47 protein-coding genes are annotated in these 26,333 nt (G+C 51.0%); 40 read left to right on the forward strand and 7 right to left on the reverse strand.

Annotated features, from left to right (window positions below):
* The 3 genes from C6A40_RS23425 to bfr all read left to right on the forward strand — a co-directional run.
* Nucleotides 1-123 (forward strand): EF-Tu C-terminal domain-related protein (locus C6A40_RS23425; protein WP_010791611.1); only part of this gene is annotated, 123 nt, incomplete at its 5' end.
* A gap of 179 nt (nt 124-302) precedes the next feature.
* Nucleotides 303-497, forward strand: a complete 195-nt coding sequence (bfd, locus tag C6A40_RS23430; RefSeq protein ID WP_008503493.1) for a bacterioferritin-associated ferredoxin — start codon at nt 303-305, stop codon at nt 495-497.
* Between the two features lie 72 nt (nt 498-569).
* Complete coding sequence (bfr, locus tag C6A40_RS23435; RefSeq protein WP_008503492.1) at nt 570-1,046, forward strand: bacterioferritin; 477 nt, start codon at nt 570-572, stop codon at nt 1,044-1,046.
* Here the strand turns inward: bfr and C6A40_RS23440 are convergent.
* Nucleotides 1,030-1,503, reverse strand: a complete 474-nt coding sequence (locus C6A40_RS23440; RefSeq protein WP_045337350.1) for a prepilin peptidase — start codon at nt 1,501-1,503, stop codon at nt 1,030-1,032. The genes bfr and C6A40_RS23440 overlap by 17 nt on opposite strands.
* A gap of 380 nt (nt 1,504-1,883) precedes the next feature.
* Here C6A40_RS23440 and rpsJ point away from each other — a divergent pair, with 380 nt between their 5' ends.
* The 31 genes from rpsJ (at nt 1,884) to C6A40_RS23595 (ending at nt 16,713) form a co-directional block, all read left to right on the forward strand.
* Nucleotides 1,884-2,195 carry a 30S ribosomal protein S10 gene (rpsJ, locus tag C6A40_RS23445; RefSeq protein WP_001181005.1) on the forward strand — a complete coding sequence of 104 codons (312 nt, stop codon included), beginning with the start codon at nt 1,884-1,886 and terminating at the stop codon, nt 2,193-2,195.
* A gap of 32 nt (nt 2,196-2,227) precedes the next feature.
* Nucleotides 2,228-2,857, forward strand: coding sequence for a 50S ribosomal protein L3 (rplC, locus tag C6A40_RS23450; protein ID WP_003863274.1), 630 nt, complete (start codon nt 2,228-2,230; stop codon nt 2,855-2,857).
* 10 nt (nt 2,858-2,867) lie between these two features.
* Nucleotides 2,868-3,473, forward strand: coding sequence for a 50S ribosomal protein L4 (gene rplD, locus C6A40_RS23455; protein ID WP_000424395.1), 606 nt, complete (start codon nt 2,868-2,870; stop codon nt 3,471-3,473).
* The gene (rplW, locus tag C6A40_RS23460) at nt 3,470-3,772 is read left to right on the forward strand and encodes a 50S ribosomal protein L23 (RefSeq protein WP_000617546.1); all 303 of its coding nucleotides are present in this window, start codon (nt 3,470-3,472) and stop codon (nt 3,770-3,772) included. Before rplD ends, rplW begins: the two co-directional genes overlap by 4 nt.
* A gap of 17 nt (nt 3,773-3,789) precedes the next feature.
* A complete protein-coding gene (gene rplB, locus C6A40_RS23465) occupies nt 3,790-4,611 on the forward strand; it encodes a 50S ribosomal protein L2 (RefSeq protein WP_008457150.1) in 822 nt (273 codons plus the stop codon).
* A 16-nt stretch (nt 4,612-4,627) separates the two neighbouring features.
* Complete coding sequence (gene rpsS / locus C6A40_RS23470) at nt 4,628-4,906, forward strand: 30S ribosomal protein S19 (RefSeq protein WP_001138117.1); 279 nt, start codon at nt 4,628-4,630, stop codon at nt 4,904-4,906.
* A gap of 14 nt (nt 4,907-4,920) precedes the next feature.
* Entirely contained in the window at nt 4,921-5,253 is a 333-nt protein-coding gene (gene rplV, locus C6A40_RS23475; protein ID WP_002919773.1) for a 50S ribosomal protein L22, read from the forward strand.
* A gap of 17 nt (nt 5,254-5,270) precedes the next feature.
* On the forward strand, nt 5,271-5,972 hold the full coding sequence (rpsC, locus tag C6A40_RS23480) for a 30S ribosomal protein S3 (protein WP_000529945.1): 702 nt from the start codon (nt 5,271-5,273) through the stop codon (nt 5,970-5,972).
* A gap of 12 nt (nt 5,973-5,984) precedes the next feature.
* Nucleotides 5,985-6,395: a 50S ribosomal protein L16 gene (rplP, locus tag C6A40_RS23485; RefSeq protein WP_002919759.1), complete on the forward strand. Its 411-nt coding sequence runs from the start codon at nt 5,985-5,987 to the stop codon at nt 6,393-6,395.
* Complete coding sequence (gene rpmC, locus C6A40_RS23490; RefSeq protein ID WP_003863282.1) at nt 6,395-6,586, forward strand: 50S ribosomal protein L29; 192 nt, start codon at nt 6,395-6,397, stop codon at nt 6,584-6,586. Before rplP ends, rpmC begins: the two co-directional genes overlap by 1 nt.
* The gene (gene rpsQ, locus C6A40_RS23495; protein WP_008503489.1) at nt 6,586-6,840 is read left to right on the forward strand and encodes a 30S ribosomal protein S17; all 255 of its coding nucleotides are present in this window, start codon (nt 6,586-6,588) and stop codon (nt 6,838-6,840) included. Before rpmC ends, rpsQ begins: the two co-directional genes overlap by 1 nt.
* Before the next feature lie 166 nt (nt 6,841-7,006).
* Nucleotides 7,007-7,378, forward strand: coding sequence for a 50S ribosomal protein L14 (gene rplN, locus C6A40_RS23500; protein ID WP_002919748.1), 372 nt, complete (start codon nt 7,007-7,009; stop codon nt 7,376-7,378).
* A gap of 10 nt (nt 7,379-7,388) precedes the next feature.
* On the forward strand, nt 7,389-7,703 hold the full coding sequence (gene rplX / locus C6A40_RS23505; RefSeq protein WP_003863287.1) for a 50S ribosomal protein L24: 315 nt from the start codon (nt 7,389-7,391) through the stop codon (nt 7,701-7,703).
* A gap of 14 nt (nt 7,704-7,717) precedes the next feature.
* On the forward strand, nt 7,718-8,257 hold the full coding sequence (gene rplE / locus C6A40_RS23510) for a 50S ribosomal protein L5 (RefSeq protein ID WP_001096202.1): 540 nt from the start codon (nt 7,718-7,720) through the stop codon (nt 8,255-8,257).
* 14 nt (nt 8,258-8,271) lie between these two features.
* Complete coding sequence (gene rpsN, locus C6A40_RS23515) at nt 8,272-8,577, forward strand: 30S ribosomal protein S14 (protein ID WP_003863291.1); 306 nt, start codon at nt 8,272-8,274, stop codon at nt 8,575-8,577.
* Nucleotides 8,578-8,607: 30 nt separating this feature from the next.
* Nucleotides 8,608-9,000, forward strand: a complete 393-nt coding sequence (gene rpsH, locus C6A40_RS23520; RefSeq protein ID WP_006178918.1) for a 30S ribosomal protein S8 — start codon at nt 8,608-8,610, stop codon at nt 8,998-9,000.
* 12 nt (nt 9,001-9,012) lie between these two features.
* The gene (gene rplF, locus C6A40_RS23525; RefSeq protein WP_003863296.1) at nt 9,013-9,546 is read left to right on the forward strand and encodes a 50S ribosomal protein L6; all 534 of its coding nucleotides are present in this window, start codon (nt 9,013-9,015) and stop codon (nt 9,544-9,546) included.
* 9 nt (nt 9,547-9,555) lie between these two features.
* On the forward strand, nt 9,556-9,909 hold the full coding sequence (gene rplR, locus C6A40_RS23530; RefSeq protein WP_003863297.1) for a 50S ribosomal protein L18: 354 nt from the start codon (nt 9,556-9,558) through the stop codon (nt 9,907-9,909).
* Between the two features lie 14 nt (nt 9,910-9,923).
* Entirely contained in the window at nt 9,924-10,424 is a 501-nt protein-coding gene (gene rpsE, locus C6A40_RS23535; RefSeq protein ID WP_003863299.1) for a 30S ribosomal protein S5, read from the forward strand.
* Nucleotides 10,425-10,430: 6 nt separating this feature from the next.
* Nucleotides 10,431-10,610, forward strand: coding sequence for a 50S ribosomal protein L30 (gene rpmD / locus C6A40_RS23540; RefSeq protein WP_003863301.1), 180 nt, complete (start codon nt 10,431-10,433; stop codon nt 10,608-10,610).
* A 3-nt stretch (nt 10,611-10,613) separates the two neighbouring features.
* Complete coding sequence (gene rplO, locus C6A40_RS23545; RefSeq protein ID WP_003863304.1) at nt 10,614-11,048, forward strand: 50S ribosomal protein L15; 435 nt, start codon at nt 10,614-10,616, stop codon at nt 11,046-11,048.
* Nucleotides 11,049-11,055: 7 nt separating this feature from the next.
* On the forward strand, nt 11,056-12,387 hold the full coding sequence (gene secY, locus C6A40_RS23550; RefSeq protein WP_003863305.1) for a preprotein translocase subunit SecY: 1,332 nt from the start codon (nt 11,056-11,058) through the stop codon (nt 12,385-12,387).
* A 31-nt stretch (nt 12,388-12,418) separates the two neighbouring features.
* Nucleotides 12,419-12,535 carry a 50S ribosomal protein L36 gene (rpmJ, locus tag C6A40_RS23555; protein WP_000868187.1) on the forward strand — a complete coding sequence of 39 codons (117 nt, stop codon included), beginning with the start codon at nt 12,419-12,421 and terminating at the stop codon, nt 12,533-12,535.
* A 146-nt stretch (nt 12,536-12,681) separates the two neighbouring features.
* Nucleotides 12,682-13,038 carry a 30S ribosomal protein S13 gene (rpsM, locus tag C6A40_RS23560; protein ID WP_008503488.1) on the forward strand — a complete coding sequence of 119 codons (357 nt, stop codon included), beginning with the start codon at nt 12,682-12,684 and terminating at the stop codon, nt 13,036-13,038.
* A 16-nt stretch (nt 13,039-13,054) separates the two neighbouring features.
* A complete protein-coding gene (gene rpsK, locus C6A40_RS23565; RefSeq protein WP_003863312.1) occupies nt 13,055-13,444 on the forward strand; it encodes a 30S ribosomal protein S11 in 390 nt (129 codons plus the stop codon).
* A gap of 32 nt (nt 13,445-13,476) precedes the next feature.
* Nucleotides 13,477-14,097: a 30S ribosomal protein S4 gene (gene rpsD, locus C6A40_RS23570; protein ID WP_004868345.1), complete on the forward strand. Its 621-nt coding sequence runs from the start codon at nt 13,477-13,479 to the stop codon at nt 14,095-14,097.
* Between the two features lie 25 nt (nt 14,098-14,122).
* Nucleotides 14,123-15,112, forward strand: a complete 990-nt coding sequence (locus tag C6A40_RS23575; protein WP_002919219.1) for a DNA-directed RNA polymerase subunit alpha — start codon at nt 14,123-14,125, stop codon at nt 15,110-15,112.
* 40 nt (nt 15,113-15,152) lie between these two features.
* A complete protein-coding gene (gene rplQ, locus C6A40_RS23580; protein ID WP_001216368.1) occupies nt 15,153-15,536 on the forward strand; it encodes a 50S ribosomal protein L17 in 384 nt (127 codons plus the stop codon).
* 107 nt (nt 15,537-15,643) lie between these two features.
* Nucleotides 15,644-16,012 (forward strand): DnaJ family domain-containing protein, encoded by a 369-nt coding sequence (locus C6A40_RS23585; RefSeq protein ID WP_021242971.1) that lies wholly within the window; start codon nt 15,644-15,646, stop codon nt 16,010-16,012.
* Between the two features lie 2 nt (nt 16,013-16,014).
* Complete coding sequence (gene zntR, locus C6A40_RS23590) at nt 16,015-16,440, forward strand: Zn(2+)-responsive transcriptional regulator (RefSeq protein ID WP_025912243.1); 426 nt, start codon at nt 16,015-16,017, stop codon at nt 16,438-16,440.
* A 57-nt stretch (nt 16,441-16,497) separates the two neighbouring features.
* A complete protein-coding gene (locus C6A40_RS23595) occupies nt 16,498-16,713 on the forward strand; it encodes an alternative ribosome-rescue factor A (protein WP_045337346.1) in 216 nt (71 codons plus the stop codon).
* Here C6A40_RS23595 and mscL read toward each other — a convergent pair whose 3' ends face one another.
* From mscL to def, 5 genes are all read right to left on the reverse strand, one after another.
* Nucleotides 16,714-17,124, reverse strand: coding sequence for a large-conductance mechanosensitive channel protein MscL (gene mscL / locus C6A40_RS23600; RefSeq protein WP_008503483.1), 411 nt, complete (start codon nt 17,122-17,124; stop codon nt 16,714-16,716).
* A 147-nt stretch (nt 17,125-17,271) separates the two neighbouring features.
* Nucleotides 17,272-18,648 carry a Trk system potassium transporter TrkA gene (gene trkA, locus C6A40_RS23605; RefSeq protein ID WP_008503482.1) on the reverse strand — a complete coding sequence of 459 codons (1,377 nt, stop codon included), beginning with the start codon at nt 18,646-18,648 and terminating at the stop codon, nt 17,272-17,274.
* 22 nt (nt 18,649-18,670) lie between these two features.
* Entirely contained in the window at nt 18,671-19,957 is a 1,287-nt protein-coding gene (gene rsmB, locus C6A40_RS23610; protein ID WP_045337351.1) for a 16S rRNA (cytosine(967)-C(5))-methyltransferase RsmB, read from the reverse strand.
* A 52-nt stretch (nt 19,958-20,009) separates the two neighbouring features.
* Nucleotides 20,010-20,957 (reverse strand): methionyl-tRNA formyltransferase, encoded by a 948-nt coding sequence (fmt, locus tag C6A40_RS23615; RefSeq protein ID WP_045337348.1) that lies wholly within the window; start codon nt 20,955-20,957, stop codon nt 20,010-20,012.
* A 25-nt stretch (nt 20,958-20,982) separates the two neighbouring features.
* Complete coding sequence (gene def, locus C6A40_RS23620; protein ID WP_008503479.1) at nt 20,983-21,492, reverse strand: peptide deformylase; 510 nt, start codon at nt 21,490-21,492, stop codon at nt 20,983-20,985.
* 127 nt (nt 21,493-21,619) lie between these two features.
* On the opposite strand from def, the gene dprA reads away from it, so the two are divergent.
* The 6 genes from dprA to C6A40_RS23650 are packed head-to-tail and all read left to right on the forward strand — an operon-like array spanning nt 21,620 to nt 25,403.
* Complete coding sequence (gene dprA / locus C6A40_RS23625; RefSeq protein ID WP_045337352.1) at nt 21,620-22,744, forward strand: DNA-protecting protein DprA; 1,125 nt, start codon at nt 21,620-21,622, stop codon at nt 22,742-22,744.
* The gene (gene smg, locus C6A40_RS23630; protein WP_008503477.1) at nt 22,716-23,189 is read left to right on the forward strand and encodes a DUF494 family protein Smg; all 474 of its coding nucleotides are present in this window, start codon (nt 22,716-22,718) and stop codon (nt 23,187-23,189) included. The genes dprA and smg overlap by 29 nt, the downstream gene beginning before the upstream one ends.
* A gap of 26 nt (nt 23,190-23,215) precedes the next feature.
* Nucleotides 23,216-23,770, forward strand: coding sequence for a DNA topoisomerase family protein (locus tag C6A40_RS23635; protein ID WP_021242977.1), 555 nt, complete (start codon nt 23,216-23,218; stop codon nt 23,768-23,770).
* Complete coding sequence (gene tsaC, locus C6A40_RS23640) at nt 23,763-24,335, forward strand: L-threonylcarbamoyladenylate synthase type 1 TsaC (RefSeq protein WP_008503475.1); 573 nt, start codon at nt 23,763-23,765, stop codon at nt 24,333-24,335. Before C6A40_RS23635 ends, tsaC begins: the two co-directional genes overlap by 8 nt.
* Before the next feature lie 4 nt (nt 24,336-24,339).
* Nucleotides 24,340-25,158 (forward strand): shikimate dehydrogenase, encoded by an 819-nt coding sequence (aroE, locus tag C6A40_RS23645; RefSeq protein ID WP_045337349.1) that lies wholly within the window; start codon nt 24,340-24,342, stop codon nt 25,156-25,158.
* Entirely contained in the window at nt 25,155-25,403 is a 249-nt protein-coding gene (locus C6A40_RS23650; RefSeq protein WP_008503473.1) for a DUF1488 domain-containing protein, read from the forward strand. The genes aroE and C6A40_RS23650 overlap by 4 nt, the downstream gene beginning before the upstream one ends.
* On the opposite strand, the gene C6A40_RS23655 is transcribed toward C6A40_RS23650, so the two are convergent.
* On the reverse strand, nt 25,379-25,933 hold the full coding sequence (locus tag C6A40_RS23655; RefSeq protein ID WP_025912249.1) for a gamma carbonic anhydrase family protein: 555 nt from the start codon (nt 25,931-25,933) through the stop codon (nt 25,379-25,381). The two genes, C6A40_RS23650 and C6A40_RS23655, sit on opposite strands and share 25 nt — an antisense overlap.
* Nucleotides 25,934-26,333 lie beyond the last annotated feature (400 nt).

The following is a 26,333-nucleotide window of genomic DNA, read 5'->3' on the forward strand; positions in this document are numbered from 1 at the left end:
GACAACATCAAGATGGTTGTGACGCTGATCCACCCAATCGCGATGGACGACGGTCTGCGTTTCGCAATCCGTGAAGGCGGCCGTACCGTTGGCGCGGGCGTTGTTGCTAAAGTTCTGGGCTAATTAATTATCCCTGAATTAAAAAAGGACGCTTCGGCGTCCTTTTTTGTTTTCTACCGCTCAGGCGTCGTCACAAAATTTCGCATTTTTTGCCTGCTCCCGCCCCGCATTCTGGCGTTTGTGCTATTGTAATCATAACCATTCTCACTTACACTTTGCGCATAATTTGAACGGGAGTTTCTATGTACGTTTGTTTATGTAATGGTGTAAGCGACAAAAAAATACGTCAGGCCGTTCGCCAGTTTCAACCCCAGTCATTCCAGCAGCTTCGCAAATTTGTTCCGGTGGGAAATCAATGCGGTAAATGCGTACGTGCTGCGCGAGAGATCATGCAGGACGAGCTGATGCAGATCCCGGAATACAAAGAGATCGCCTAAGCGCCCATCTTTTCTTTGACATCCCTGTAGCCCGATCTACGCTTCAATGAGTGGAAGCGGAGGGACTATATAATGAAAGGTGATGTTAAAATCATAAGTTATCTCAATAAATTATTGGGAAATGAGCTTGTCGCAATCAACCAGTATTTTCTTCACGCGAGAATGTTCAAAAACTGGGGACTCAAACGTTTAAACGACGTTGAGTACCATGAATCTATCGATGAGATGAAACACGCTGATAAATATATCGAGCGTATTTTATTCCTTGAAGGCATTCCAAACCTGCAGGATCTCGGCAAGCTGGGCATCGGAGAAGATGTCGAAGAGATGCTGCGTTCCGACCTCAGGCTAGAACTTGAAGGTGCCAAAGATCTCCGTGAAGCCATTGCCTATGCTGACAGCGTACATGACTACGTCAGCCGCGATATGATGATTCAGATCCTGGCCGATGAAGAAGGGCATATTGACTGGCTGGAAACAGAGCTGGATCTCATTGCTAAAATCGGGCTGCAAAACTATCTTCAGTCACAGATTAAAGTGGAAGAGTAACCAACGTCTTCCAGCCTACGCATAAACCCGCTGCTGCCAGAAATGGCCCAAAAGGCAGCGGGTTTTTTATTGCTTTCTTATCAGAGCGGATTACCGAAAAAAAAAGAATACAAAGAAGCGCCATCAGCGCGGCGAGCAACGCCAGCGCAGGCAGTACGCACCAGCCATGCCATGCACCAAGCGCCGCCAGGTACTTCACATCGCCATATCCCATCCCTTCACGCCGGCAGATAAACCAATAGCCCCAGTAAATAACGGCAAAGGCAATATATCCGGCCATCGCACCCGCCACCGCACTCGGCAGAAAATCAGGTTGGATACAGAGCTGAAAGAGCAGCCCTGCCCATAGCAGCGGACAGAGAAATTTATCGGGAAGTAGACCGTAGCGAATATCGGCATTTACAAGTAAGGCTGTCAGTAAAAGATAGATCAGCAGAAAGGGGAGGGTGGTTAGCATGTAAAAGGCCTCAAACGGGTTTGAGCGCATAGTCGTTATAATCGGCCTGTCCGGCAATGCACAAAAAACGGAGATGCGTAGCGGCTCGAAACAAAGCATCGCCGCAGAATACATTGCATAAAACGTTGCGCGCTCTTACACACCCTGCGACATTGGCGCTTAATTTCTAAACGGCACTTGCGTCTTGCCCAGATTTACGTATAATGCGCGGGCTTGTCGTAATTGACGGCGGGTTCAATCAGAACCAGAGTAGCTCATTTTGTTACTCAACAATGCTCCCAATTGGGGAGCTACGTAAGAACGGTTACACTCTCCCATCAATCGTAATGGGTTTGAGGAGTAATCATTTTCGTTTATAAAATAATTGGAGCTCTGGTCTCATGCAGAACCAAAGAATCCGTATCCGCCTTAAAGCGTTTGATCATCGTCTGATCGATCAATCAACCGCGGAAATCGTCGAGACTGCTAAGCGCACTGGTGCGCAAGTCCGTGGTCCGATCCCGCTGCCGACCCGCAAAGAGCGCTTCACCGTTCTGATCTCTCCGCACGTTAACAAAGACGCGCGCGATCAGTACGAAATCCGCACTCACAAGCGTCTGGTTGACATCGTTGAGCCAACTGAGAAAACCGTTGATGCTCTGATGCGTCTGGATCTGGCTGCCGGTGTAGACGTGCAGATCAGCCTGGGTTAATCAGGTCATCGAGCGATTGAGAGGTTGAAACAATGATTGGTTTAGTCGGTAAAAAAGTGGGTATGACCCGCATCTTCACTGAAGATGGCGTTTCTATCCCAGTAACCGTAATCGAAGTTGAAGCAAACCGCGTTACTCAGGTTAAAGATCTGGCTAACGATGGCTACCGCGCTATTCAGGTTACCACTGGTGCTAAAAAAGCTAACCGTGTAACCAAACCAGAAGCGGGTCACTTCGCTAAAGCTGGCGTAGAAGCTGGCCGTGGTCTGTGGGAATTCCGTCTTGCTGAAGGCGAAGAGTTCACCGTAGGTCAGGACATTAGCGTTGAGCTGTTTGCTGACGTTAAAAAAGTTGACGTAACCGGTACCTCTAAAGGTAAAGGTTTTGCTGGTACCGTTAAGCGCTGGAACTTCCGTACCCAGGACGCTACCCACGGTAACTCCTTGTCTCACCGCGTTCCGGGTTCTATCGGTCAGAACCAGACTCCGGGCAAAGTGTTCAAAGGCAAGAAAATGGCAGGTCAGCTGGGTAACGAACGTGTAACCGTTCAGAGCCTGGACGTAGTACGTGTTGACGCTGAGCGCAACCTGCTGCTGGTTAAAGGTGCGGTCCCGGGTGCAACCGGTAGCGACCTGATCGTTAAACCAGCTGTGAAGGCGTAAGGGGATAGCAATGGAATTAGTATTGAAAGACGCGCAGAGCGCGCTGACTGTTTCCGAAACTACCTTCGGTCGTGATTTCAACGAAGCGCTGGTTCACCAGGTTGTTGTTGCTTATGCAGCTGGTGCTCGTCAGGGTACTCGTGCTCAGAAGACTCGTGCTGAAGTAACTGGTTCTGGCAAAAAGCCATGGCGCCAGAAAGGTACCGGCCGTGCGCGTTCAGGTTCTATCAAGAGCCCGATCTGGCGTTCAGGTGGCGTGACCTTCGCTGCGCGTCCACAGGACCACAGTCAAAAAGTTAACAAAAAGATGTACCGCGGCGCGCTGAAAAGCATCCTGTCCGAACTGGTACGTCAGGATCGTCTGATCGTTGTCGAGAAGTTCTCTGTTGAAGCGCCTAAAACTAAGCTGCTGGCACAGAAACTGAAAGACATGGCTCTGGAAGATGTGCTGATCATCACCGGTGAGCTGGACGAGAACCTGTTCCTGGCCGCACGTAACCTGCACAAGGTTGACGTACGCGATGCGACTGGTATCGACCCGGTTAGCCTGATCGCCTTCGACAAAGTCGTAATGACTGCTGATGCTGTTAAGCAAGTTGAGGAGATGCTGGCATGATTCGTGAAGAACGTCTGCTGAAGGTGCTTCGCGCACCGCACGTTTCTGAAAAAGCGTCTACTGCGATGGAAAAAACAAACACCATCGTTCTCAAAGTTGCTAAAGACGCGACCAAAGCAGAGATCAAAGCTGCTGTGCAGAAACTGTTTGAAGTCGAAGTCGAAGTCGTTAACACCCTGGTCGTTAAAGGGAAAGTTAAACGTCACGGACAGCGTATCGGTCGTCGTAGCGACTGGAAAAAAGCTTACGTCACCCTGAAAGAAGGCCAGAATCTGGACTTCGTTGGCGGCGCTGAGTAAGTCGGAGGAGTAATACAATGGCAGTTGTTAAATGTAAACCGACATCTCCGGGTCGTCGCCACGTAGTTAAAGTGGTTAACCCTGAGCTGCACAAGGGCAAACCTTTTGCTCCGTTGCTGGAAAAAAACAGCAAATCCGGTGGTCGTAACAACAATGGCCGTATCACCACTCGTCACATCGGTGGTGGCCACAAGCAGGCTTATCGTATTGTTGACTTCAAACGCAACAAAGACGGTATCCCAGCAGTTGTTGAACGTCTTGAGTACGATCCGAACCGTTCCGCGAACATCGCGCTGGTTCTGTACAAAGACGGCGAACGCCGTTACATCCTGGCCCCTAAAGGCCTGAAAGCTGGCGACCAGATTCAGTCTGGCGTTGATGCTGCAATCAAAGCAGGCAACACCCTGCCGATGCGCAATATCCCGGTTGGTTCTACCGTTCATAACGTAGAAATGAAACCAGGTAAAGGCGGTCAGCTGGCGCGTTCCGCGGGTACTTACGTTCAGATCGTTGCGCGTGATGGTGCTTATGTCACCCTGCGTCTGCGTTCTGGTGAAATGCGTAAAGTCGAAGCAGACTGCCGCGCTACTCTGGGCGAAGTTGGCAATGCTGAGCATATGCTGCGCGTTCTGGGTAAAGCAGGTGCTGCACGCTGGCGTGGTGTTCGTCCTACCGTTCGCGGTACTGCGATGAACCCAGTCGACCACCCACATGGTGGTGGTGAAGGTCGTAACTTTGGTAAGCACCCGGTATCTCCGTGGGGCGTTCAGACCAAAGGTAAGAAGACCCGCAGCAACAAGCGTACTGATAAATTTATCGTACGTCGCCGTAGCAAATAATTTTAGAGGATAAGCCATGCCACGTTCTCTCAAGAAAGGTCCTTTTATTGACCTGCACTTGCTGAAGAAGGTAGAGAAAGCGGTGGAAAGCGGAGACAAGAAGCCCCTGCGCACTTGGTCCCGTCGTTCAACGATCTTTCCTAACATGATCGGTTTGACCATCGCTGTCCATAATGGTCGTCAGCACGTTCCAGTCTTTGTTACCGACGAAATGGTTGGTCACAAACTGGGTGAATTCGCACCGACTCGTACTTATCGCGGCCACGCTGCTGATAAAAAAGCGAAGAAGAAATAAGGTAGGAGGAAGAGATGGAAACTTTAGCTCAACATCGCCATGCTCGTTCTTCTGCACAGAAGGTTCGCCTTGTTGCTGACCTGATTCGCGGTAAGAAAGTGTCGCAGGCCCTGGACATCCTGACCTATACCAACAAGAAAGCTGCGGTATTGGTCAAGAAAGTACTGGAATCTGCCATTGCTAACGCTGAACACAACGATGGCGCTGACATCGACGATCTGAAAGTCGCGAAAATTTTCGTAGATGAAGGCCCAAGCATGAAGCGCATTATGCCGCGTGCGAAAGGTCGTGCAGATCGCATCCTGAAGCGCACCAGCCACATTACTGTGGTTGTGTCCGATCGCTGAGACTCTGGAGACTAGCAATGGGTCAGAAAGTACATCCTAATGGTATTCGCCTGGGTATTGTAAAACCATGGAACTCTACCTGGTTTGCGAACACCAAAGAATTCGCTGACAACCTGGACAGCGATTTTAAAGTACGTCAGTACCTGACTAAGGAACTGGCTAAAGCGTCTGTATCTCGTATCGTTATCGAGCGTCCAGCGAAGAGCATCCGTGTGACTATTCACACTGCTCGTCCTGGCATCGTTATCGGTAAGAAAGGCGAAGACGTAGAAAAACTGCGCAAGGTCGTAGCGGATATCGCTGGCGTTCCTGCACAGATCAATATCGCTGAAGTTCGTAAGCCTGAACTGGACGCTAAATTGGTTGCTGACAGCATCACTTCTCAGCTGGAACGTCGTGTTATGTTCCGTCGTGCTATGAAGCGTGCTGTACAGAACGCAATGCGTCTGGGCGCTAAAGGTATCAAAGTTGAAGTTAGCGGCCGTCTGGGCGGCGCGGAAATCGCACGTACCGAATGGTACCGTGAAGGTCGCGTACCGCTGCACACTCTGCGTGCTGACATCGACTACAACACCTCTGAAGCGCACACCACTTACGGTGTAATCGGCGTTAAGGTATGGATCTTCAAAGGTGAGATCCTGGGTGGTATGGCTGCTGTTGAACAACCGGAAAAACCGGCTGCTCAACCTAAAAAGCAGCAGCGTAAAGGCCGTAAATAAGGAGCGTCGCTGATGTTACAACCAAAGCGTACAAAATTCCGTAAAGTGCACAAAGGCCGCAACCGTGGTCTGGCGCAGGGTACGGATGTTAGCTTCGGCACTTTCGGTCTGAAAGCTGTTGGCCGTGGTCGTCTGACTGCACGTCAGATCGAAGCAGCACGTCGTGCAATGACCCGTGCAGTTAAGCGTCAAGGTAAGATCTGGATCCGTGTATTCCCGGACAAACCGATCACCGAGAAGCCGCTGGAAGTTCGTATGGGTAAAGGTAAAGGTAACGTGGAGTACTGGGTTGCCTTGATCCAACCGGGCAAAGTCCTGTATGAAATGGACGGTGTTCCGGAAGAGCTGGCCCGTGAAGCCTTCGGCCTGGCAGCAGCGAAACTGCCTATCAAAACCACCTTTGTAACTAAGACGGTGATGTAATGAAAGCAAAAGAGCTGCGTGAAAAAAGCGTTGAAGAGCTGAACGCTGAGCTGCTGAACCTGCTGCGTGAGCAGTTCAACCTGCGTATGCAGGCTGCAAGTGGCCAGCTGCAACAGACTCACCTGCTGAAGCAAGTGCGTCGCAATGTTGCACGCGTTAAGACTTTACTGACTCAGAAGGCGGGTGCGTAATGACCGATAAAATCCGTACTCTGCAAGGTCGTGTTGTTAGCGACAAAATGGAGAAATCCATTGTTGTAGCTATCGAACGTATTGTGAAACACCCGATCTACGGTAAATTCATCAAGCGTACGACCAAACTGCACGTACATGACGAGAACAACGAATGTGGTATCGGCGACAAGGTTGAAATCCGTGAATGCCGTCCACTGTCCAAGACTAAGTCCTGGACGCTGGTTCGCGTTGTAGAGAAAGCGGTTCTGTAATACAGTACGCCTTCTCAATACGAATAAACGGCTCAGCGATGAGCCGTTTATTTTTTCTACCCATATTGCAGAAGCGGTGTTATAATGCCGCGCCCTCGATATGGGGCTTTTTAACGGCTCTGATTTTAGAGTCTCAGGTAGTAGTTGACATTAGCGGAGCACTAAAATGATCCAAGAACAGACTATGCTGAACGTCGCCGACAACTCCGGTGCACGTCGCGTAATGTGTATCAAGGTTCTGGGTGGCTCGCACCGTCGCTACGCAGGCGTAGGCGACATCATCAAGATCACCATCAAAGAAGCAATTCCACGTGGTAAGGTCAAAAAAGGTGATGTGCTGAAGGCGGTAGTGGTGCGCACCAAGAAGGGTGTTCGTCGCCCTGACGGTTCTGTCATTCGCTTCGATGGTAATGCATGCGTTATTTTAAACAATAACAGCGAGCAGCCTATCGGCACGCGTATCTTTGGGCCGGTAACTCGTGAACTTCGTACTGAGAAGTTCATGAAAATTATCTCTCTGGCACCAGAAGTACTCTAAGGAGCGAATCATGGCAGCGAAAATCCGTCGTGATGACGAAGTTATCGTGTTAACCGGTAAAGATAAAGGTAAACGCGGTAAAGTAAAAAATGTTCTGTCTTCCGGCAAACTTGTCGTTGAAGGTATCAACCTGGTTAAGAAACATCAGAAGCCGGTTCCGGCCCTGAACCAACCAGGTGGCATCGTTGAAAAAGAAGCTGCTATTCAGGTTTCTAACGTTGCAATCTTCAATGCGGCTACCGGCAAGGCTGACCGTGTAGGCTTTAGATTCGAAGACGGTAAAAAAGTCCGTTTCTTCAAGTCTAACAGCGAAACTATCAAGTAATTTGGAGTAGTACGATGGCGAAACTGCATGATTACTACAAAGACGAAGTAGTTAAGAAACTCATGACCGAGTTTAACTACAATTCTGTCATGCAAGTCCCTCGGGTCGAGAAGATCACCCTGAACATGGGTGTTGGTGAAGCGATCGCTGACAAGAAACTGCTGGATAACGCAGCAGCTGACCTGACAGCAATCTCCGGTCAAAAACCGCTGATCACCAAAGCACGCAAATCTGTTGCAGGCTTCAAAATCCGTCAGGGCTATCCGATCGGCTGTAAAGTAACTCTGCGTGGCGAACGCATGTGGGAGTTCTTTGAGCGCCTGATCACTATTGCTGTTCCACGTATCCGTGACTTCCGTGGCTTGTCCGCTAAGTCTTTCGACGGTCGTGGTAACTACAGCATGGGTGTCCGTGAGCAGATCATCTTCCCAGAAATCGACTACGATAAAGTCGACCGCGTGCGTGGTTTGGATATTACCATTACCACTACTGCGAAATCTGACGAAGAAGGCCGTGCTCTGCTGGCTGCCTTTGACTTCCCGTTCCGCAAGTAAGGTAGGGTTACTGAATGGCTAAGCAATCAATGAAAGCACGCGAAGTAAAGCGCGTAGCTTTAGCTGATAAATTCTTCGCTAAACGCGCTGAACTGAAAGCGATCATTTCTGATGTGAACGCTTCCGACGAAGATCGTTGGAATGCGGTTCTCAAGCTGCAGTCTCTGCCGCGTGATTCCAGCCCGTCTCGTCAGCGTAACCGCTGTCGTCAAACAGGTCGTCCACATGGTTATGTGGGCAAGTTTGGGTTGAGCCGTATCAAACTGCGTGAAGCCGCCATGCGCGGTGAAGTGCCAGGCTTGAAAAAGGCTAGCTGGTAATTACCAATTGAATCACGGGAGTAAAGACAGATGAGCATGCAAGATCCGATCGCGGATATGCTGACCCGTATCCGTAACGGTCAGGCCGCGAACAAAGTTGCGGTCACCATGCCTTCCGCCAAGCTGAAAGTGGCAATTGCCAACGTGCTGAAGGAAGAAGGTTTTATCGAAGATTTTAAAGTTGAAGGCGACACCAAGCCGGAACTGGAACTTACTCTCAAGTATTTCCAGGGTAAAGCTGTTGTAGAAAGCATTCAGCGTGTCAGCCGCCCAGGCCTGCGCATCTATAAGAAAAAAGATGAGCTGCCAAAAGTTATGGCTGGTCTTGGTATCGCAGTTGTTTCTACCTCTAAAGGTGTTATGACTGATCGTGCAGCGCGCCAGGCTGGTCTTGGTGGCGAAATTATCTGCTACGTAGCCTAATCGGAGGAAAGAATGTCTCGTGTTGCTAAAGCACCGGTCGTTATTCCTGCCGGCGTTGATGTAAAAATCGACGGTCAGGTTATTACGATCAAAGGTAAAAACGGCGAGCTGACTCGTACCCTCAACAAAGCTGTTGAAGTTAAACATGCAGATAACGCTCTGACCTTCGGTCCACGTGATGGTTTCGTGGATGGTTGGGCTCAGGCTGGTACCGCGCGTGCCCTGCTGAACTCAATGGTTGTTGGTGTTACCGAAGGCTTCACTAAAAAGCTTCAGCTGGTTGGTGTAGGTTATCGTGCAGCTATCAAAGGGAATGCAGTAGGCCTGTCTCTGGGCTTCTCACACCCTGTTGAGCATCCGCTGCCGGCCGGTATCACTGCAGAATGCCCGACTCAGACTGAAATCGTGCTGAAAGGCGCTGATAAACAGCTGATCGGTCAGGTTGCAGCAGATCTGCGCGCCTACCGTCGTCCTGAGCCTTACAAAGGCAAGGGTGTTCGTTACGCCGACGAAGTCGTGCGTACCAAAGAGGCTAAGAAGAAGTAAGGTAACACTATGGATAAGAAATCTGCTCGTATCCGTCGTGCGACCCGCGCACGCCGCAAGCTCAAAGAGCTGGGTGCAACTCGCCTGGTGGTACATCGTACCCCGCGTCATATTTACGCACAGGTAATTGCACCGAACGGTTCTGAAGTTCTGGTAGCTGCTTCTACTGTAGAAAAAGCTATCTCAGAACAATTGAAGTACACCGGTAACAAAGACGCCGCTGCAGCTGTAGGTAAAGCTGTTGCTGAACGCGCTCTGGAAAAAGGCATCAGCAATGTTTCCTTTGACCGTTCCGGGTTCCAATATCATGGTCGTGTCCAGGCACTGGCAGATGCTGCCCGTGAAGCTGGCCTTCAGTTCTAAGGTAGAGGTGTAAGATGGCTCACATCGAAAAACAGGCTGGCGAACTGCAGGAAAAGCTGATCGCGGTAAACCGCGTATCTAAAACCGTTAAAGGTGGTCGTATTTTCTCCTTCACAGCTCTGACTGTAGTAGGCGATGGTAACGGTCGCGTTGGTTTTGGTTACGGTAAAGCGCGTGAAGTTCCAGCAGCGATCCAGAAAGCGATGGAAAAAGCCCGTCGCAACATGATTAACGTCGCGCTGAACAACGGCACCCTGCAGCACCCAGTTAAAGGTGTTCACACGGGTTCTCGTGTATTCATGCAGCCAGCTTCAGAAGGTACCGGTATCATCGCCGGTGGTGCAATGCGCGCCGTTCTGGAAGTTGCTGGGGTTCATAACGTTCTGGCTAAAGCATATGGTTCCACCAACCCGATCAACGTGGTTCGTGCAACTATTGATGGCCTGGAAAATATGAATTCTCCAGAAATGGTCGCTGCCAAGCGTGGTAAATCCGTTGAAGAAATTCTGGGGTAATTGACCATGGCAAAGACTATTAAAATCACTCAAACCCGCAGTGCAATCGGTCGTCTGCCGAAACACAAGGCAACGCTGCTTGGCCTGGGTCTGCGTCGTATTGGTCATACCGTTGAGCGCGAGGATACTCCTGCTGTTCGTGGTATGGTCAACGCGGTTTACTTCATGGTTAAAGTTGAGGAGTAAGAGATGCGTTTAAATACTCTGTCTCCGGCCGAAGGCTCTAAAAAGGCGGGTAAACGCCTGGGTCGTGGTATCGGTTCTGGCCTCGGCAAAACCGGTGGTCGTGGTCACAAAGGTCAGAACTCTCGTTCTGGCGGTGGCGTGCGTCGCGGTTTCGAGGGTGGCCAGATGCCACTGTACCGTCGTCTGCCGAAGTTCGGCTTCACCTCTCGCAAAGCAGCGATCACGGCGGAAATCCGTCTGTCTGACCTGGCGAAAGTTGAAGGCGGCGTTGTAGACCTGAACACGCTGAAAGCAGCAAACATTATCGGTATCCAGATCGAGTTCGCGAAAGTGATCCTGGCTGGTGAAGTTTCTACTCCGGTAACTGTTCGTGGCCTGCGTGTTACTAAAGGTGCTCGTGCTGCTATCGAAGCTGCTGGCGGTAAAATTGAGGAATAAGTAGCAGATGGCTAAGCAACCGGGATTAGATTTTCAAAGTGCCAAAGGTGGATTTGGCGAGCTGAAACGCAGACTGCTGTTTGTTATCGGCGCGCTGATTGTGTTCCGTATTGGCTCTTTTATTCCGATCCCTGGTATCGATGCCGCTGTACTTGCCAAACTGCTTGAGCAACAGCGAGGCACCATCATTGAAATGTTCAACATGTTCTCTGGTGGTGCTCTCAGCCGTGCTTCTATCTTCGCACTGGGTATTATGCCGTACATTTCGGCATCGATTATTATCCAGCTGCTGACGGTCGTTCATCCGGCCCTGGCAGAGTTGAAGAAAGAAGGGGAGTCTGGACGTCGTAAGATTAGTCAGTACACCCGTTACGGTACTCTGGTGCTGGCAATATTCCAGTCGATCGGTATTGCTACCGGTCTGCCGAATATGCCTGGTATGCAGGGCCTGGTGTTAAACCCGGGCTTTGCATTCTACTTCACCGCTGTTGTAAGTCTGGTCACAGGGACAATGTTCCTGATGTGGCTCGGCGAACAGATTACTGAGCGTGGTATCGGTAACGGTATCTCAATCATTATCTTCGCCGGTATTGTTGCGGGCCTCCCGCCAGCCATCGCCCACACTATCGAGCAAGCGCGTCAAGGCGACCTGCACTTCCTCCTGTTGCTGTTGGTTGCAGTATTAGTATTTGCAGTGACGTTCTTTGTTGTCTTCGTTGAACGTGGTCAACGCCGCATTGTGGTGAACTACGCTAAGCGTCAGCAAGGTCGTCGTGTCTATGCTGCACAGAGCACACATTTACCGCTGAAAGTGAACATGGCGGGGGTTATCCCGGCTATCTTCGCTTCCAGTATTATTCTGTTCCCGGCAACCATCGCGTCATGGTTCGGGGGCGGTACTGGTTGGAACTGGCTGACAACAATTTCGCTGTATTTGCAGCCTGGGCAACCACTTTATGTGTTACTCTATGCGTCTGCGATCATCTTCTTCTGTTTCTTCTACACGGCGTTGGTCTTCAACCCGCGTGAAACAGCAGATAACCTGAAGAAGTCCGGTGCATTTGTACCAGGAATTCGTCCGGGAGAGCAAACGGCGAAGTATATCGATAAAGTAATGACCCGCCTGACTTTGGTTGGTGCGCTCTATATTACTTTTATCTGCCTGATCCCGGAGTTCATGCGTGATGCAATGAAAGTACCGTTCTACTTCGGTGGGACCTCACTGCTTATCGTTGTTGTCGTGATTATGGACTTTATGGCTCAAGTGCAAACTCTGATGATGTCCAGTCAGTATGAGTCTGCATTGAAGAAGGCGAACCTGAAAGGCTACGGCCGCTAATTGGTCGCCTGAGAAGTTACGGAGAGTAAAAATGAAAGTTCGTGCTTCCGTCAAGAAATTATGCCGTAACTGCAAAATCGTTAAGCGTGATGGTGTCATCCGTGTGATTTGCAGTGCCGAGCCGAAGCATAAACAGCGCCAAGGCTGATTATTTCGCATATTTTTCTTGCAAAGTTGGGTTGAGCTGGCTAGATTAGCCAGCCAATCTTTTGTATGTCTGTACGTTTCCATTTGAGTATCCTGAAAACGGGCTTTTCAGCATGGTGCGTACATATTAAATAGTAGGAGTGCATAGTGGCCCGTATAGCAGGCATTAACATTCCTGATCAGAAACATGCTGTGATCGCATTAACTTCGATCTACGGCATCGGCAAGACCCGTTCTAAAGCCATTCTGGCTGCAGCGGGTATCGCTGAAGATGTTAAGATCAGTGAGCTGTCTGAAGAACAAATCGACACGCTGCGTGACGAAGTTGCCAAATTTGTCGTTGAAGGTGATCTGCGCCGTGAAATCAGCATGAGCATCAAGCGCCTGATGGATCTTGGTTGCTATCGCGGTTTGCGTCATCGTCGTGGTCTGCCAGTGCGCGGTCAGCGTACTAAGACCAACGCACGTACCCGTAAGGGTCCGCGCAAACCGATCAAGAAATAATCGGGGTGATTGAATAATGGCAAAGGCACCAGTTCGTGCACGTAAACGTGTAAGAAAACAAGTCTCTGACGGCGTGGCTCATATCCATGCTTCTTTCAACAACACCATCGTTACTATTACTGATCGTCAGGGTAACGCATTGGGTTGGGCAACAGCCGGTGGTTCCGGTTTCCGTGGTTCTCGCAAATCCACTCCGTTCGCAGCTCAGGTTGCAGCAGAGCGTTGCGCAGAAGCCGTAAAAGAATACGGCATCAAGAATCTGGAAGTTATGGTTAAAGGTCCGGGTCCGGGTCGTGAATCTACTGTTCGCGCTCTGAACGCCGCTGGTTTCCGCATCACTAATATTACTGATGTGACTCCGATCCCTCATAACGGTTGTCGTCCGCCGAAAAAACGTCGCGTATAACGCTCGTTTTTTAGGTTAGTTGGAGATAGAAAATGGCAAGATATTTGGGTCCTAAGCTCAAGCTGAGCCGTCGTGAGGGCACCGACTTATTCCTTAAGTCTGGCGTTCGCGCGATCGATACCAAGTGTAAAATTGAACAAGCTCCTGGCCAGCACGGTGCGCGTAAACCGCGTCTGTCTGACTATGGTGTGCAGTTGCGTGAAAAGCAAAAAGTTCGCCGTATGTACGGTGTGCTGGAGCGTCAGTTCCGTAACTACTATAAAGAAGCAGCACGTCTGAAAGGCAACACAGGTGAAAACCTGCTGGCTCTGCTGGAAGGTCGTCTGGACAACGTTGTATACCGTATGGGCTTCGGCGCTACTCGTGCTGAATCACGTCAGCTGGTTAGCCACAAAGCAATCATGGTAAACGGTCGTGTTGTTAACATCGCTTCTTATCAGGTTAAAGCGAATGACGTTGTTAGCATTCGTGAGAAAGCGAAAAAGCAATCTCGCGTGAAGGCCGCTCTGGAGCTGGCTGAGCAGCGTGAAAAGCCAACCTGGCTGGAAGTTGATGCTGGCAAGATGGAAGGTACGTTCAAGCGTCAGCCAGAACGTTCTGATCTGTCTGCGGACATTAACGAACACCTGATCGTCGAGCTTTACTCCAAGTAAAGCTTAGTACCAAAGAGAGGACACAATGCAGGGTTCTGTGACAGAGTTTCTAAAACCGCGCCTGGTAGATATCGAGCAAGTGAGTTCGACGCACGCCAAGGTGACCCTTGAGCCTTTAGAGCGTGGCTTTGGCCATACTCTGGGTAACGCACTGCGCCGTATTCTGCTCTCATCGATGCCGGGTTGCGCGGTGACCGAGGTTGAGATTGATGGTGTACTTCATGAGTACAGCACCAAAGAAGGCGTTCAGGAAGATATCCTTGAAATCCTGCTCAACCTGAAAGGGCTGGCGGTGAGAGTTCAGGGTAAAGATGAAGTTATCCTTACTCTGAATAAATCTGGCATTGGCCCTGTGACTGCAGCCGACATCACCCACGACGGTGATGTTGAAATCGTCAAGCCGCAGCACGTGATCTGCCACCTGACCGATGAGAACGCAGCTATTAGCATGCGTATCAAAGTTCAGCGCGGTCGTGGTTATGTGCCGGCTTCTGCCCGAATTCATTCGGAAGAAGATGAGCGCCCAATCGGCCGTCTGCTGGTCGACGCATGCTACAGCCCTGTAGAACGTATTGCCTACAATGTTGAAGCAGCGCGTGTAGAACAGCGTACCGACCTGGACAAGCTGGTCATCGAAATGGAAACCAACGGCACAATCGATCCTGAAGAGGCGATTCGTCGTGCGGCAACCATCCTGGCAGAACAACTGGAAGCTTTCGTTGACTTACGTGATGTTCGTCAGCCGGAAGTGAAAGAAGAGAAACCAGAATTCGATCCGATCCTGCTGCGCCCTGTTGACGATCTCGAATTGACTGTCCGCTCTGCTAACTGCCTCAAGGCAGAAGCTATCCACTATATCGGTGATCTGGTACAGCGTACCGAGGTTGAGTTGCTGAAAACGCCGAACCTGGGTAAAAAATCTCTTACCGAGATTAAAGACGTGCTGGCTTCACGTGGTCTGTCTCTGGGCATGCGCCTGGAAAACTGGCCACCGGCAAGCATTGCTGACGAGTAACCGGATCACAGGTTAAGGTTTTACTGAGAAGGATAAGGTCATGCGCCATCGTAAGAGTGGTCGTCAACTGAACCGCAACAGCAGCCATCGCCAGGCTATGTTCCGCAACATGGCAGGTTCACTGGTTCGTCATGAGATCATCAAGACGACCCTGCCTAAAGCGAAAGAGCTGCGTCGCGTAGTTGAGCCGCTGATTACTCTTGCCAAGACTGACAGCGTTGCTAATCGTCGTCTGGCATTCGCCCGTACTCGTGATAACGAGATCGTGGCAAAACTGTTTAACGAACTGGGCCCGCGTTTCGCGAGCCGTGCCGGTGGTTACACTCGCATTCTGAAGTGTGGCTTCCGTGCAGGCGACAACGCGCCGATGGCTTACATCGAGCTGGTTGATCGTTCAGAGAAAGCAGAAGCTGCTGCAGAGTAATCTGCAGTAACGTAAAAAAACCCGCTCCGGCGGGTTTTTTTATATCCGTGATATCCCCACTTCTCTACAATATCTGTATCAATTCTGTTCATCCCCTGGAGCGGGTAATGTGGCTGCTTGACCAGTGGGCAGAACGCCATATTCGTGATGCCCAAAAAAAAGGTGAATTCGACGATCTTCCGGGACGCGGCGAACCCCTTATGCTTGACGATGACTCGCATATTGCGCCTGAATTACGCGCGGGATACCGTTTACTAAAGAATGCAGGCTGTCTCCCTCCTGAACTCGAACAGCGCAGAGAGGCTGTTGAACTTGTCGATCTGCTAAAAGGGATCCGTCAGGACGATCCGCGACATTCTGAACTTAGCCGCCGTCTCGCCGTGCTTGAACTTAAACTGCGTCAGGCAGGAATGAACACTGACTTTCTGCACGGTGAATACGGTGAACGCTTGTTGCGGAAAATAAACGAGGAGTAGTTATGTACCGTATCGGTGAACTTGCGAAGCTCGCGAACGTCACACCGGATACCATCCGATATTACGAAAAGCAGCAGATGATCGATCATGAAGTTCGTACTGAAGGTGGCTTTCGACTTTATACCGATAACGATCTGCAGCGCCTGCGGTTTATTCGGTATGCGCGTCAGCTTGGTTTCACATTAGATTCGATCCGCGAGTTATTATCGATCCGCATCGATCCGGCACATCACACCTGTCAGGAGTCGAAAAGCATTGTGCAGGCCCGGTTGGATGAAGTTGAAGCACGCATTCAGGAATTGCAAACCATGCAGCGCTCTCTGCAAAGGCTGAATGATGCTTGTTGTGGCACGGCCCACAGCAGTATTTATTGTTCTATTCTGGAAGCCCTTGAACAGGGGGCCAGTGGGGAAAGCGAGGACTGTTGATTTTTAGTCCAACCGGGTCTAGACTCCCGTCGACATAAACCATGCTCAGGAGAATTTATGAGCCGCTATCAGCACACGAAAGGACAGATTAAAGACAATGCCATTGAGGCACTACTCCATGACCCGCTATTCAGACAGCGCGTTGAGAAGAATAAAAAAGGGAAAGGAAGTTATCTGCGTAAAGGCAGGCATGCAAAACGGGGTAACTGGGAGGCCAGTGGCAAACAAGCGAATCGCTTATTTACCACTGGCCTTCCTGCTTTAAGCTTCTGATTAAACGCGCTTGTTCTGCTCTTTTAACAGATCGCGAATCTCACTCAGCAGCACTTCTTCTTTTGTCGGTGCAGGCGCTGCTGCCGGCTCTTCTTTTTTACGGTTGAGTTTATTGATCAGCTTGATAGCCATAAAAATGGCAAACGCCACAATCACGAAATCAAATACGTTCTGAATAAATACGCCGTAGTGCATCACGACTGCCGGCACATCACCCTGTGCTTCACGCAACGTGAAAGCGAACTGTTTGAAATCAATGCCCCCGATCAGCAACCCTAAAGGTGGCATGATAATGTCGGCCACTAATGATGAAACAATCTTGCCGAATGCTGCACCAATAATGACACCCACTGCCAAATCCACCACGTTTCCGCGCATCGCAAATTCGCGAAATTCTTTAATAAAACTCATTTTGTTCTCCTTGTGCCAGCTGACGACTATAAGTTTAACAAATGATTAGCTAATTGCCATTCGTGATAATTAAACGTTATGCAAAATAAAAGGCACAGAAATGAGAAGGATAAAGAGCGGGTACCCCATTTGAGAGCACCCGACACATTAAAGGAAGAATGGGCTTGGCTGGAATAAACGTTCGACGTCGGTAATAAACTTTTTATCGGTAAGGAACATAATAACGTGATCGCCTTGCTCAATGCGCAAATTATCATTGGCAATCATGACATCATTCCCGCGCACGACAGCACCAATAATGGTGCCCGGTGGCAGCTTAATTTCGTCTATCGAACGGCCCACGACGCGTGATGTGGTTTCATCTCCGTGCGCTACGGCTTCAATGGCTTCCGCTACCCCGCGACGAAGCGATGATACCCCAACAATATCCGCTTTACGCACATGGCTCAGTAACGCGGAAATTGTCGCCTGCTGCGGCGAAATGGCAATATCAATGACGCTGCCCTGAACCAGATCAACATAGGCTTTGCGCTGGATAAGCACCATGACCTTCTTTGCCCCCATACGTTTCGCGAGCATGGCAGACATTATATTCGCCTCGTCGTCGTTGGTGACGGCAATAAAAAGATCAACTTGATCAATATGCTCTTCAGCCAGCAACTCCTGATCTGACGCATCGCCATAAAATACGATCGTATTTTGCAGTTTTTCCGCCAGTTCAGCCGCTCGCTGCTGATCGCGTTCGATCAATTTTACGCTGTAATCTTTTTCCAGCCGGTGTGCCAGACCGGCACCAATATTGCCGCCGCCGACCAGCATAATGCGTTTATAGGGTTTTTCGAGACGCTGAAGTTCACTCATCACCGCACGAATATGCTGTGAAGCCGCAATAAAGAAGACTTCGTCCCCGGCTTCGACAATCGTAGAGCCCTGCGGGCGGATAGGTCTGTCGTGGCGGAAAATAGCCGCGACGCGCGTATCAATATGCGGCATATGCTCGCGCATGGTGGACAACGCGTTGCCAATCAACGGGCCGCCGTAATAGGCCTTAACGACGGCCAGGCTCACTTTACCTTCGGCAAAGTTCACCACCTGCAGGGCGCCCGGATATTCGATCAGACGGTAGATATTGTCGATCACCAGCTGTTCTGGCGCGATAAGATGGTCAATAGGAACTGCTTCTGAATTAAACAGTTTCTCAGCATCGCGGACATAGTCCGGAGAGCGGATGCGCGCGATTCGGTTTGGCGTGTTAAAAAGCGAGTAGGCCACCTGACAGGCCACCATATTGGTTTCGTCAGAACTGGTCACCGCAACCAGCATGTCGGCATCGTCAGCACCCGCCTCACGAAGAACGCGCGGGTGCGAACCATGACCCTGCACAACGCGCAGGTCAAATTTGTCCTGTAAAACACGCAGGCGATCGCCGTTGGTATCCACGATGGTGATATCGTTGTTTTCGCCAACCAGATTTTCCGCCAGCGTTCCACCAACCTGTCCTGCGCCCAGAATGATAATCTTCATCTCTCGTGACCTGTTCTCAACATCACTCTTTGATTAGCTTAGCGTAAAAGAAGCCATCACCCTCTTCTGCACCCGGCAGATTCTGCTGACCCGGGCATTCAGGCGTTCCCGTATCGTGCAGCGCCGCGTCCGGGGTTCGTTTAAGGAAGGCCGCGATTTGCTGACTGTTTTCTTCCGGCAGTACTGAACAGGTTGCATAGACCAGCGTGCCGCCGGGTTTGAGATATGGCCAGATGGCGTCGAGGATGTCGGATTGCAGTTGGGCAAGCTCACTAATATCACGATCGCGACGCAGCCACTTGATATCCGGATGACGACGAATCACACCGGTTGCAGAGCAGGGGGCATCCAGCAAAATGCGATCGAATTGTGTTTCGCCACACCATTCTGCGGGTTTGCGTCCATCGCCTTGCTTAACCTGTGCCTTCATGCCCAGGCGCTTGAGGTTGTCGTAGACGCGTGAAAGACGCTGCTCATCAACGTCCACTGCCATCACGTTGGCCTGCGGAGCCACTTCAAGAATATGCGTCGTTTTGCCCCCTGGTGCGGCGCAGAGATCGAGGATCTGCTCACCGTTTTGGGGTTCAAGCCAGGTCATGCAACCCTGAGCAGAGGCATCCTGTACCGTTACCCAACCCTCTTCAAAGCCGGGTAATGCATGTACCGGTGCAGGCGATGCTAAGCGCACGGCATCAGGGTATGCGTCATGGGTGAAGCCGCTCATTCCAGCTTCTTCAAGTAATGCCAGCCATGCGTCACGGGTGTGGTGATTACGATTCACGCGTAACCACATTGGTGGACGCTGATTGTTGGCATCGGCAATGTCTTGCCACTGCTGCGGATAAGCTTTTTTCAGGCGCTTCAACAGCCAGTCCGGATGCAGAAAGCGTGCTTCGGTTTGGGCAAATTCAGCCAGAAATTCTTCCTGCTGTCTCTGGAACTGACGCAATACGCCGTTGATCAGCCCTTTCAGCTGAGGACGTTTAATCGCAACGGCACCTTCCACCGTCTCTGCCAGCGCGGCATGAGGTGGGATGCGGGTATGAAGAAGCTGATAAAAACCCACCATAATTAAATAATGTACGGTGCGCTGCTTGCCCGTCATTGGGCGGGACATCAGCTTGTTAATCAACCACTCAAGCTGCGAGAGTGTGCGCAGGACGCCAAAGCAAAGCTCCTGAAGCAGGGCTTTATCTTTATCAGAGACTTTTTGCTGCAGGGGAGGCAGGACGTTGCTCAGTGACTGGCCCTGCTCGATAACCTGCTCGACGGCCTGGGCCGCCATGCTGCGTAGATTTTGTTTTTTCATAACCGTAAAAATAAAAATGCCCGGAAACACCGGGCCTTAAGAATAAATTTGCTCAGGCAAGGCGATTGCCAGGGATAAACCATTCGCGACGGGAATTTAGTAGATCCTGAGCACTCATGGCTTTCTTACCGGCCGGTTGGAGCGATTCAAGATTCAAAATCCCTTGCGCAGTCGCCACCTGGATGCCGTTCTTGCTGGCATCAATAATCGTACCGGGTTCCACCGTGGTAGCGCTGCTAATGACGGAGGCTTTCCAGACTTTTACTGGCTGCTCATCAATTTCCAACCAGCTCATCGGCCACGGATTAAAAGCGCGAATGCAACGTTCAAGTTGAGCGGCTGACAGGGACCAGTCGATCCGCGCTTCTTCTTTGCTCAGCTTTTCGGCGTAGGTTACCAGCGCGTCGTCCTGAACTTCTGGTTTTGCCGTATTGTCAGCAAGCTGCTGAAGCGTCTCGATGAGCCCTTGTGGGCCAAGCTCTGCCAGTTTGTCATACAGCGTGGCGCTGGTATCGTCTGACGTAATGGGGCAGGCCAGTTTATAGAGCATGTCGCCGGTGTCTAAACCTACGTCCATCTTCATGATGGTAACGCCCGTTTCGTCATCACCCGCCCACAGCGCGCGCTGGATAGGTGCTGCACCACGCCAGCGTGGGAGCAGGGACCCATGAACGTTGATGCAACCCAGGCGCGGCATATCGAGCACGGCTTTTGGCAAAATTAAACCGTAAGCCACCACCACCATTACGTCGGCATTCAGGTCAGCAACCAGCTGCTGATTTTCCTGCGGGCGCAGCGATGCGGGCTGGAAAACAGGAAGCCCATGCTCTTCTGCCAGCACCTTGACCGGGCTCGGCATCAGTTTTTTGCCGCGACCAGCAGGACGGTCCGGTTGGGTAAAGACGCCAACAACCTGGTGACCAGACGATAACAGCGCGTCAAGATGACGCGCTGCAAAATCAGGGGTTCCCGCGAAGATAATACGTAGTGATTTAGACACGATGATCCTTGTATCCGGTGGGACGTTATGCGCGAGAACGCAAACGATCCAGTTTCTCTACTTTCTGACGAATACGCTGCTGTTTCAGCGGCGAGAGATAATCGATAAACAGTTTACCGACCAGGTGATCCATCTCATGCTGAATACAAATCGCCAGCAGGTCATCTGCCTCCAGTTCGAACGGATTACCGTCACGATCCAGGGCGCGAATTTTCACTTTTTCAGCACGCGGCACTAACGCACGCTGTTCAGGAATGGAGAGACAGCCTTCCTCAATACCGGTTTCGCCACTCTTTTCAAGCAGCTCTGGGTTGATCAGCACCAGACGGCCATCGCGATTCTCAGAAACGTCGATCACGATAATACGCTTGTGAATGTCCACCTGCGTTGCCGCCAGGCCAATGCCTTCTTCGGCGTACATGGTATCGAACATATCATCAACGATACGCTGGATTTCTGCATTCACTTCTTTAACCGGTTCAGCGACGATGCGAAGGCGCTCGTCCGGAATATGTAATACTTGCAAAACTGCCATAAATTTCCAGAGTCGTGTTCAGGAGTTGATAAGAATACTCCCTCTATTCTAGACAAATCCCCCATCGATTGACAGCATCAGTGACCAATCGCAATGATTGCGGAGACCGCTTATGGCAGGGGAAAGGATGACATCTACCGAGATTTGGCTACGGCTCATGCACACAGGTTCTTTGTGTGGTGATGTCATGGTGGAAGCGGCTGCACGACTGCAGAGGCAGGAAGGCATCGACACGCTTGTTCTGAGAAACGCTGGATTGACAGCTAAGCAGGCTGAACGGTTCGTTGCGTTCGATGAGAGTGAGCTGGAACGTAGCCTGATATGGCTTGAGCAGCCGGGTCATCATTTATTAACGGCCAACCATCCCCTTTATCCCCCTTTGCTCCGCACGATCCCTGATTATCCCGGAGCATTATTCATAAAAGGTAACCCTGAGACGCTTAATACCGTTCAGCTGGCGGTGGTAGGCAGTCGTGCGCCGTCATGGTACGGCGAGCGGTGGGGGAAAATCCTGTGCGAACAACTTTCACAAAGTGGTTTCACGATCACCAGCGGGCTGGCCTGTGGTATTGACGGCGTTGCCCACAGCGCGGCGCTGTCAGTAAAAGGACGAAGTGTCGCGGTGCTGGGAAACGGTCTTTTTAGTATTTATCCACGTCGGCATCAGGCATTGGCGATGCGGCTTATTGAGTCTGACGGCGCGATAGTGTCTGAGTTTCCGCTTTCCGCGCAGCCCCGACCGGCAAACTTTCCGCGTCGTAATCGCATCATCAGCGGCCTTAGCAAAGGCGTGCTGGTCGTTGAAGCCGCGCGGCGAAGCGGTTCGCTGGTTACGGCGCGGTGCGCGCTCGAACAGGGGCGAGAAGTCTTCGCCTTGCCCGGCCCGATAGGTAATCCCGGATGCGAGGGACCGCACTGGCTGATTAAGCAGGGGGCAACACCGGTAACGGAAGTCGGGGACATTCTTGAAAATTTGCAATATGGGCTGCAATGGCTGCAGGAAGATCCCGAAAAGCGACAATATTCATCAGATCAGGGAAAGGTGGCATTGCCATTTCCCAAGCTCCTGGCTAACGTAGGAGATGAGGTAACACCTGTTGACGTTGTCGCTGAACGTGCCGGCCAACCTGTGCCAGTAACGGTAGCACAGCTACTCGAACTGGAGTTAGCAGGGTGGATCGCAGCTGTACCCGGCGGCTATGTCCGATTAAGGAGGGCATGCCATGTTCGACGTACTGATGTATTTGTTTGAGACTTACATCCATAACGAAGCAGAAATGCGAGTGGATCAGGACAAGTTGACACAGGATCTTACCGATGCGGGATTTGAGCGGGAAGATATCTACAATGCGTTGATGTGGCTGGAAAAACTGGCTGATTATCAGGAAGGCCTTGCCGAACCGATGCAGCTTGCTTCTGACCCATTGTCAGTACGCATTTATACCGCTGAAGAGTGTGAACGGCTGGACGCCAGCTGCCGGGGGTTCATTTTATTCCTTGAGCAGATTCAGGTGCTAAACCTCGAAACGAGAGAAATGGTGATAGAGCGCGTCATGGCGCTGGATACCGCAGAATTTGAACTGGAAGATCTCAAATGGGTGATCCTGATGGTTCTGTTTAATATCCCGGGCTGTGAAAATGCCTATCAGCAAATGGAAGAATTACTCTTTGAAGTGAATGAAGGTATGCTGCACTAATTCAATGTGCAGCACCAAGAGTTGTTATGGCCAAATCAGCACTATTCACGGTGCATAAAAACGAGCCCTGCCCGCAGTGCGGGGCTGAACTTGTTATTCGGTCCGGGAAACACGGCCCGTTTCTCGGTTGTTCTCACTATCCGGAATGTGATTATGTTCGTCCTCTGAAAAGCCAGGCGGATGGACATATCGTTAAAATTCTGGAGGGGCAGCTTTGTCCTCTTTGCGGTGGCGAACTCGCGCTACGCCAGGGGCGTTTCGGCATGTTTATTGGATGTAGCCGCTACCCGGAATGTGAACATACGGAACAAATTGATAAGCCTGATGAAACGGCAATCTCATGTCCTCAGTGTCAGCGCGGTCAGTTGGTACAGCGCCGCTCCCGTTATGGTAAGACTTTCCATTCGTGCGATCGCTACCCTGAATGCCAGTTCGTTATCAATTTTAAGCCGGTAGCGGGAATCTGCCCTCATTGCAATTATCCGCTACTGATAGAGAAGAAAACCGCGCAAGGCATGAAACGCTTCTGCGCCAGTAAACAATGTGGAAAGCCGGTTACGGCGGATCAAAATAGTGAATAATAACCTGCCATCAGGCTCCATTGCGCATGCAGTGGACGTACTGAAAAATGAAGAAGTCATCGCCTATCCAACTGAAGCTGTTTTTGGGGTCGGTTGCGATCCTGACAGCGAAACGGCTGTGAGCCGTCTGCTTACTCTTAAACAAAGACCCGTCGAGAAAGGGCTGATTTTGATCGCTGCGAATTACGAGCAGCTTAAACCCTATATCGATGATTCTATGCTGACACCGGCACAGCGCGAGACAATCTTCTCCGCATGGCCTGGACCAGTAACCTTCGTCTTCCCGGCTCAGCCTACAACGCCGCGCTGGTTAACCGGACGCTTTGACTCCCTTGCCGTTCGCGTCACTGACCATCCGCTGGTGGTGGAGCTGTGCCTGGCATTTGGTAAACCACTGGTCTCAACCAGCGCCAACCTGACCGGGCAGCCGCCTTGTCGGACAACTGAAGAAGTGCTGGCGCAGTTCGGGAATGACTTCCCTGTCGCTGTTGGTGAAACGGGAGGGCGCCTGAATCCGTCTGAGATTCGCGACGCTTTGACCGGCGAACGTTTTCGCCAGGGGTAATCTCATGGAAACCTATGCTGTTTTTGGTAATCCGATTGCACACAGCAAGTCACCGTGGATTCATCAGCAATTCGCGGAGCAGCTGCAGATAGATCATCCCTATGGGCGCGTACTGGCGCCAGTGGATGCCTTTATCCCAACGCTGGAGGCCTTTTTCGCAGCGGGGGGCAAAGGCGCGAATGTGACGGTCCCGTTTAAAGAAGAAGCATTCGAACGTGCAGATGAGCTGACCGAGCGCGCTTCACTTGCGGGTGCAGTCAATACCCTAAAACGGCTTGAGGATGGACGCCTTCTGGGTGACAACACCGACGGGATTGGTTTACTTAGCGATCTGGAAAGACTCTCCTTTATTAAACCCGGATTCCGGGTTCTGCTGATTGGCGCGGGTGGTGCATCGAGGGGCGTTCTGTTGCCTCTGCTTTCCCTGGACTGTTCAGTGACCATTACTAACAGAACCTTTTCCCGGGCAGAAGCGCTGGCGGCGTTGTTTGCGCATACCGGCAGCGTGAGCGCGGTAGCGCTTGACGATCTTGCTGAACATGAGTTCGATCTTGTCATTAATGCCACATCCAGCGGCATCAACGGTGAGATCCCGGCGATCCCCGCTTCGCTGGTCAGTGCGCATATGTACTTCTATGACATGTTCTATCAGAAAGGTAAGACGCCTTTCCTGAACTGGTGTGAACAACACGGTGCGAAACAGTTCGCCGATGGGCTGGGAATGCTGGTGGGGCAGGCTGCGCATGCGGTACTGCTCTGGCACAGGGTGCTGCCTTCAGTCGAGCCAGTCATTGAAAAGCTAAAGCAGGAGCTTTCGGCGTGAATCAGGCTATTCATTTCCCGGACAGAGAGAGCTGGGATGAGCATAAGCAAGCGGTCTGTTTTCCGGTGCTCGTGCAGGGTATGCAGCTTACCTGTGCCATCCACGGAGAAACGCTATTGCATCGTTTTGGCGGCACAGACCCGATAGCCGTATTTTGTGAAAACCGCTGGGATCTGGAAGAGGAAGCCAGCGATTTAATCCGCGAACAGCAGGAAGACGATCAGGGCTGGGTTTGGTTATCCTGATCCAAATAATCATTCTTCCATTTTACGTAGTTGTTTGCCGAGTATTTTAATCCTTCGATCTCCGCCTCCTTCAGGGGGCGGATCTGTTTTACCGGGCTTCCCAGATAGAGATAGCCGCTCTCCAGCCGTTTGTTCTGCGGGACCAGGCTACCGGCGCCAATCATCACGTCATCTTCTACTATGACGCCATCCAGTAAAATCGACCCCATGCCAACAAGTACGCGATTTCCGACAGTGCAGCCGTGAAGCATGACTTTATGGCCGACGGTAACATCTTCTCCAATAATGAGGGGATTGCCTTTCGGGTTATAGGACGATTTGTGCGTGACGTGCAGAACGCTACCGTCCTGAATATTGGTTCGCGCGCCAATAGACACATAGTTAACGTCTCCCCTGATGGCAACGAGTGGCCAGATACTAACGTCATCGGCCAGTCGGACATCACCAATGACCACACTACTGGCGTCGATCATCACGCGATCGCCTTGTTTGGGGAACAGATCTTTATAAGGACGTAATACTGCAGACATAACTACCTCTGAGAATGAGCGCTATACAGAAGACTTTGATCGTATTCGTCGATCGAGGCAAGGCAAAATACGTCAATATTTAAGCAGATCGGGCGGGATTTCAGCGAAAAGCGCGGAAAATCAGCAGTCGGAAAAAAAGATCTAAAAAATACTTGTGCTAAAAATTGGGATCCCTATAATGCGCCTCCATCGACACGGCGGATGTGAATCACTTCACAGACAACGCGGTCGGTTGAAGAGAAAAAATCCTGAAATAACGGGTTGACTCTGAAAGAGGAAAGCGTAATATACGCCACCTCGCAACGGTGAGCGAAAGCCGCGTTGCACTGCTCTTTAACAATTTATCAGACAATCTGTGTGGGCACTCAAAGTGACATGGATTCTTAACGTCCTCGGACGA

Origin of the sequence: Enterobacter sp. GER_MD16_1505_Eko_090, assembly GCF_003331015.1 — a bacterium.
GTDB lineage: Bacteria > Pseudomonadota > Gammaproteobacteria > Enterobacterales > Enterobacteriaceae > Enterobacter > Enterobacter roggenkampii.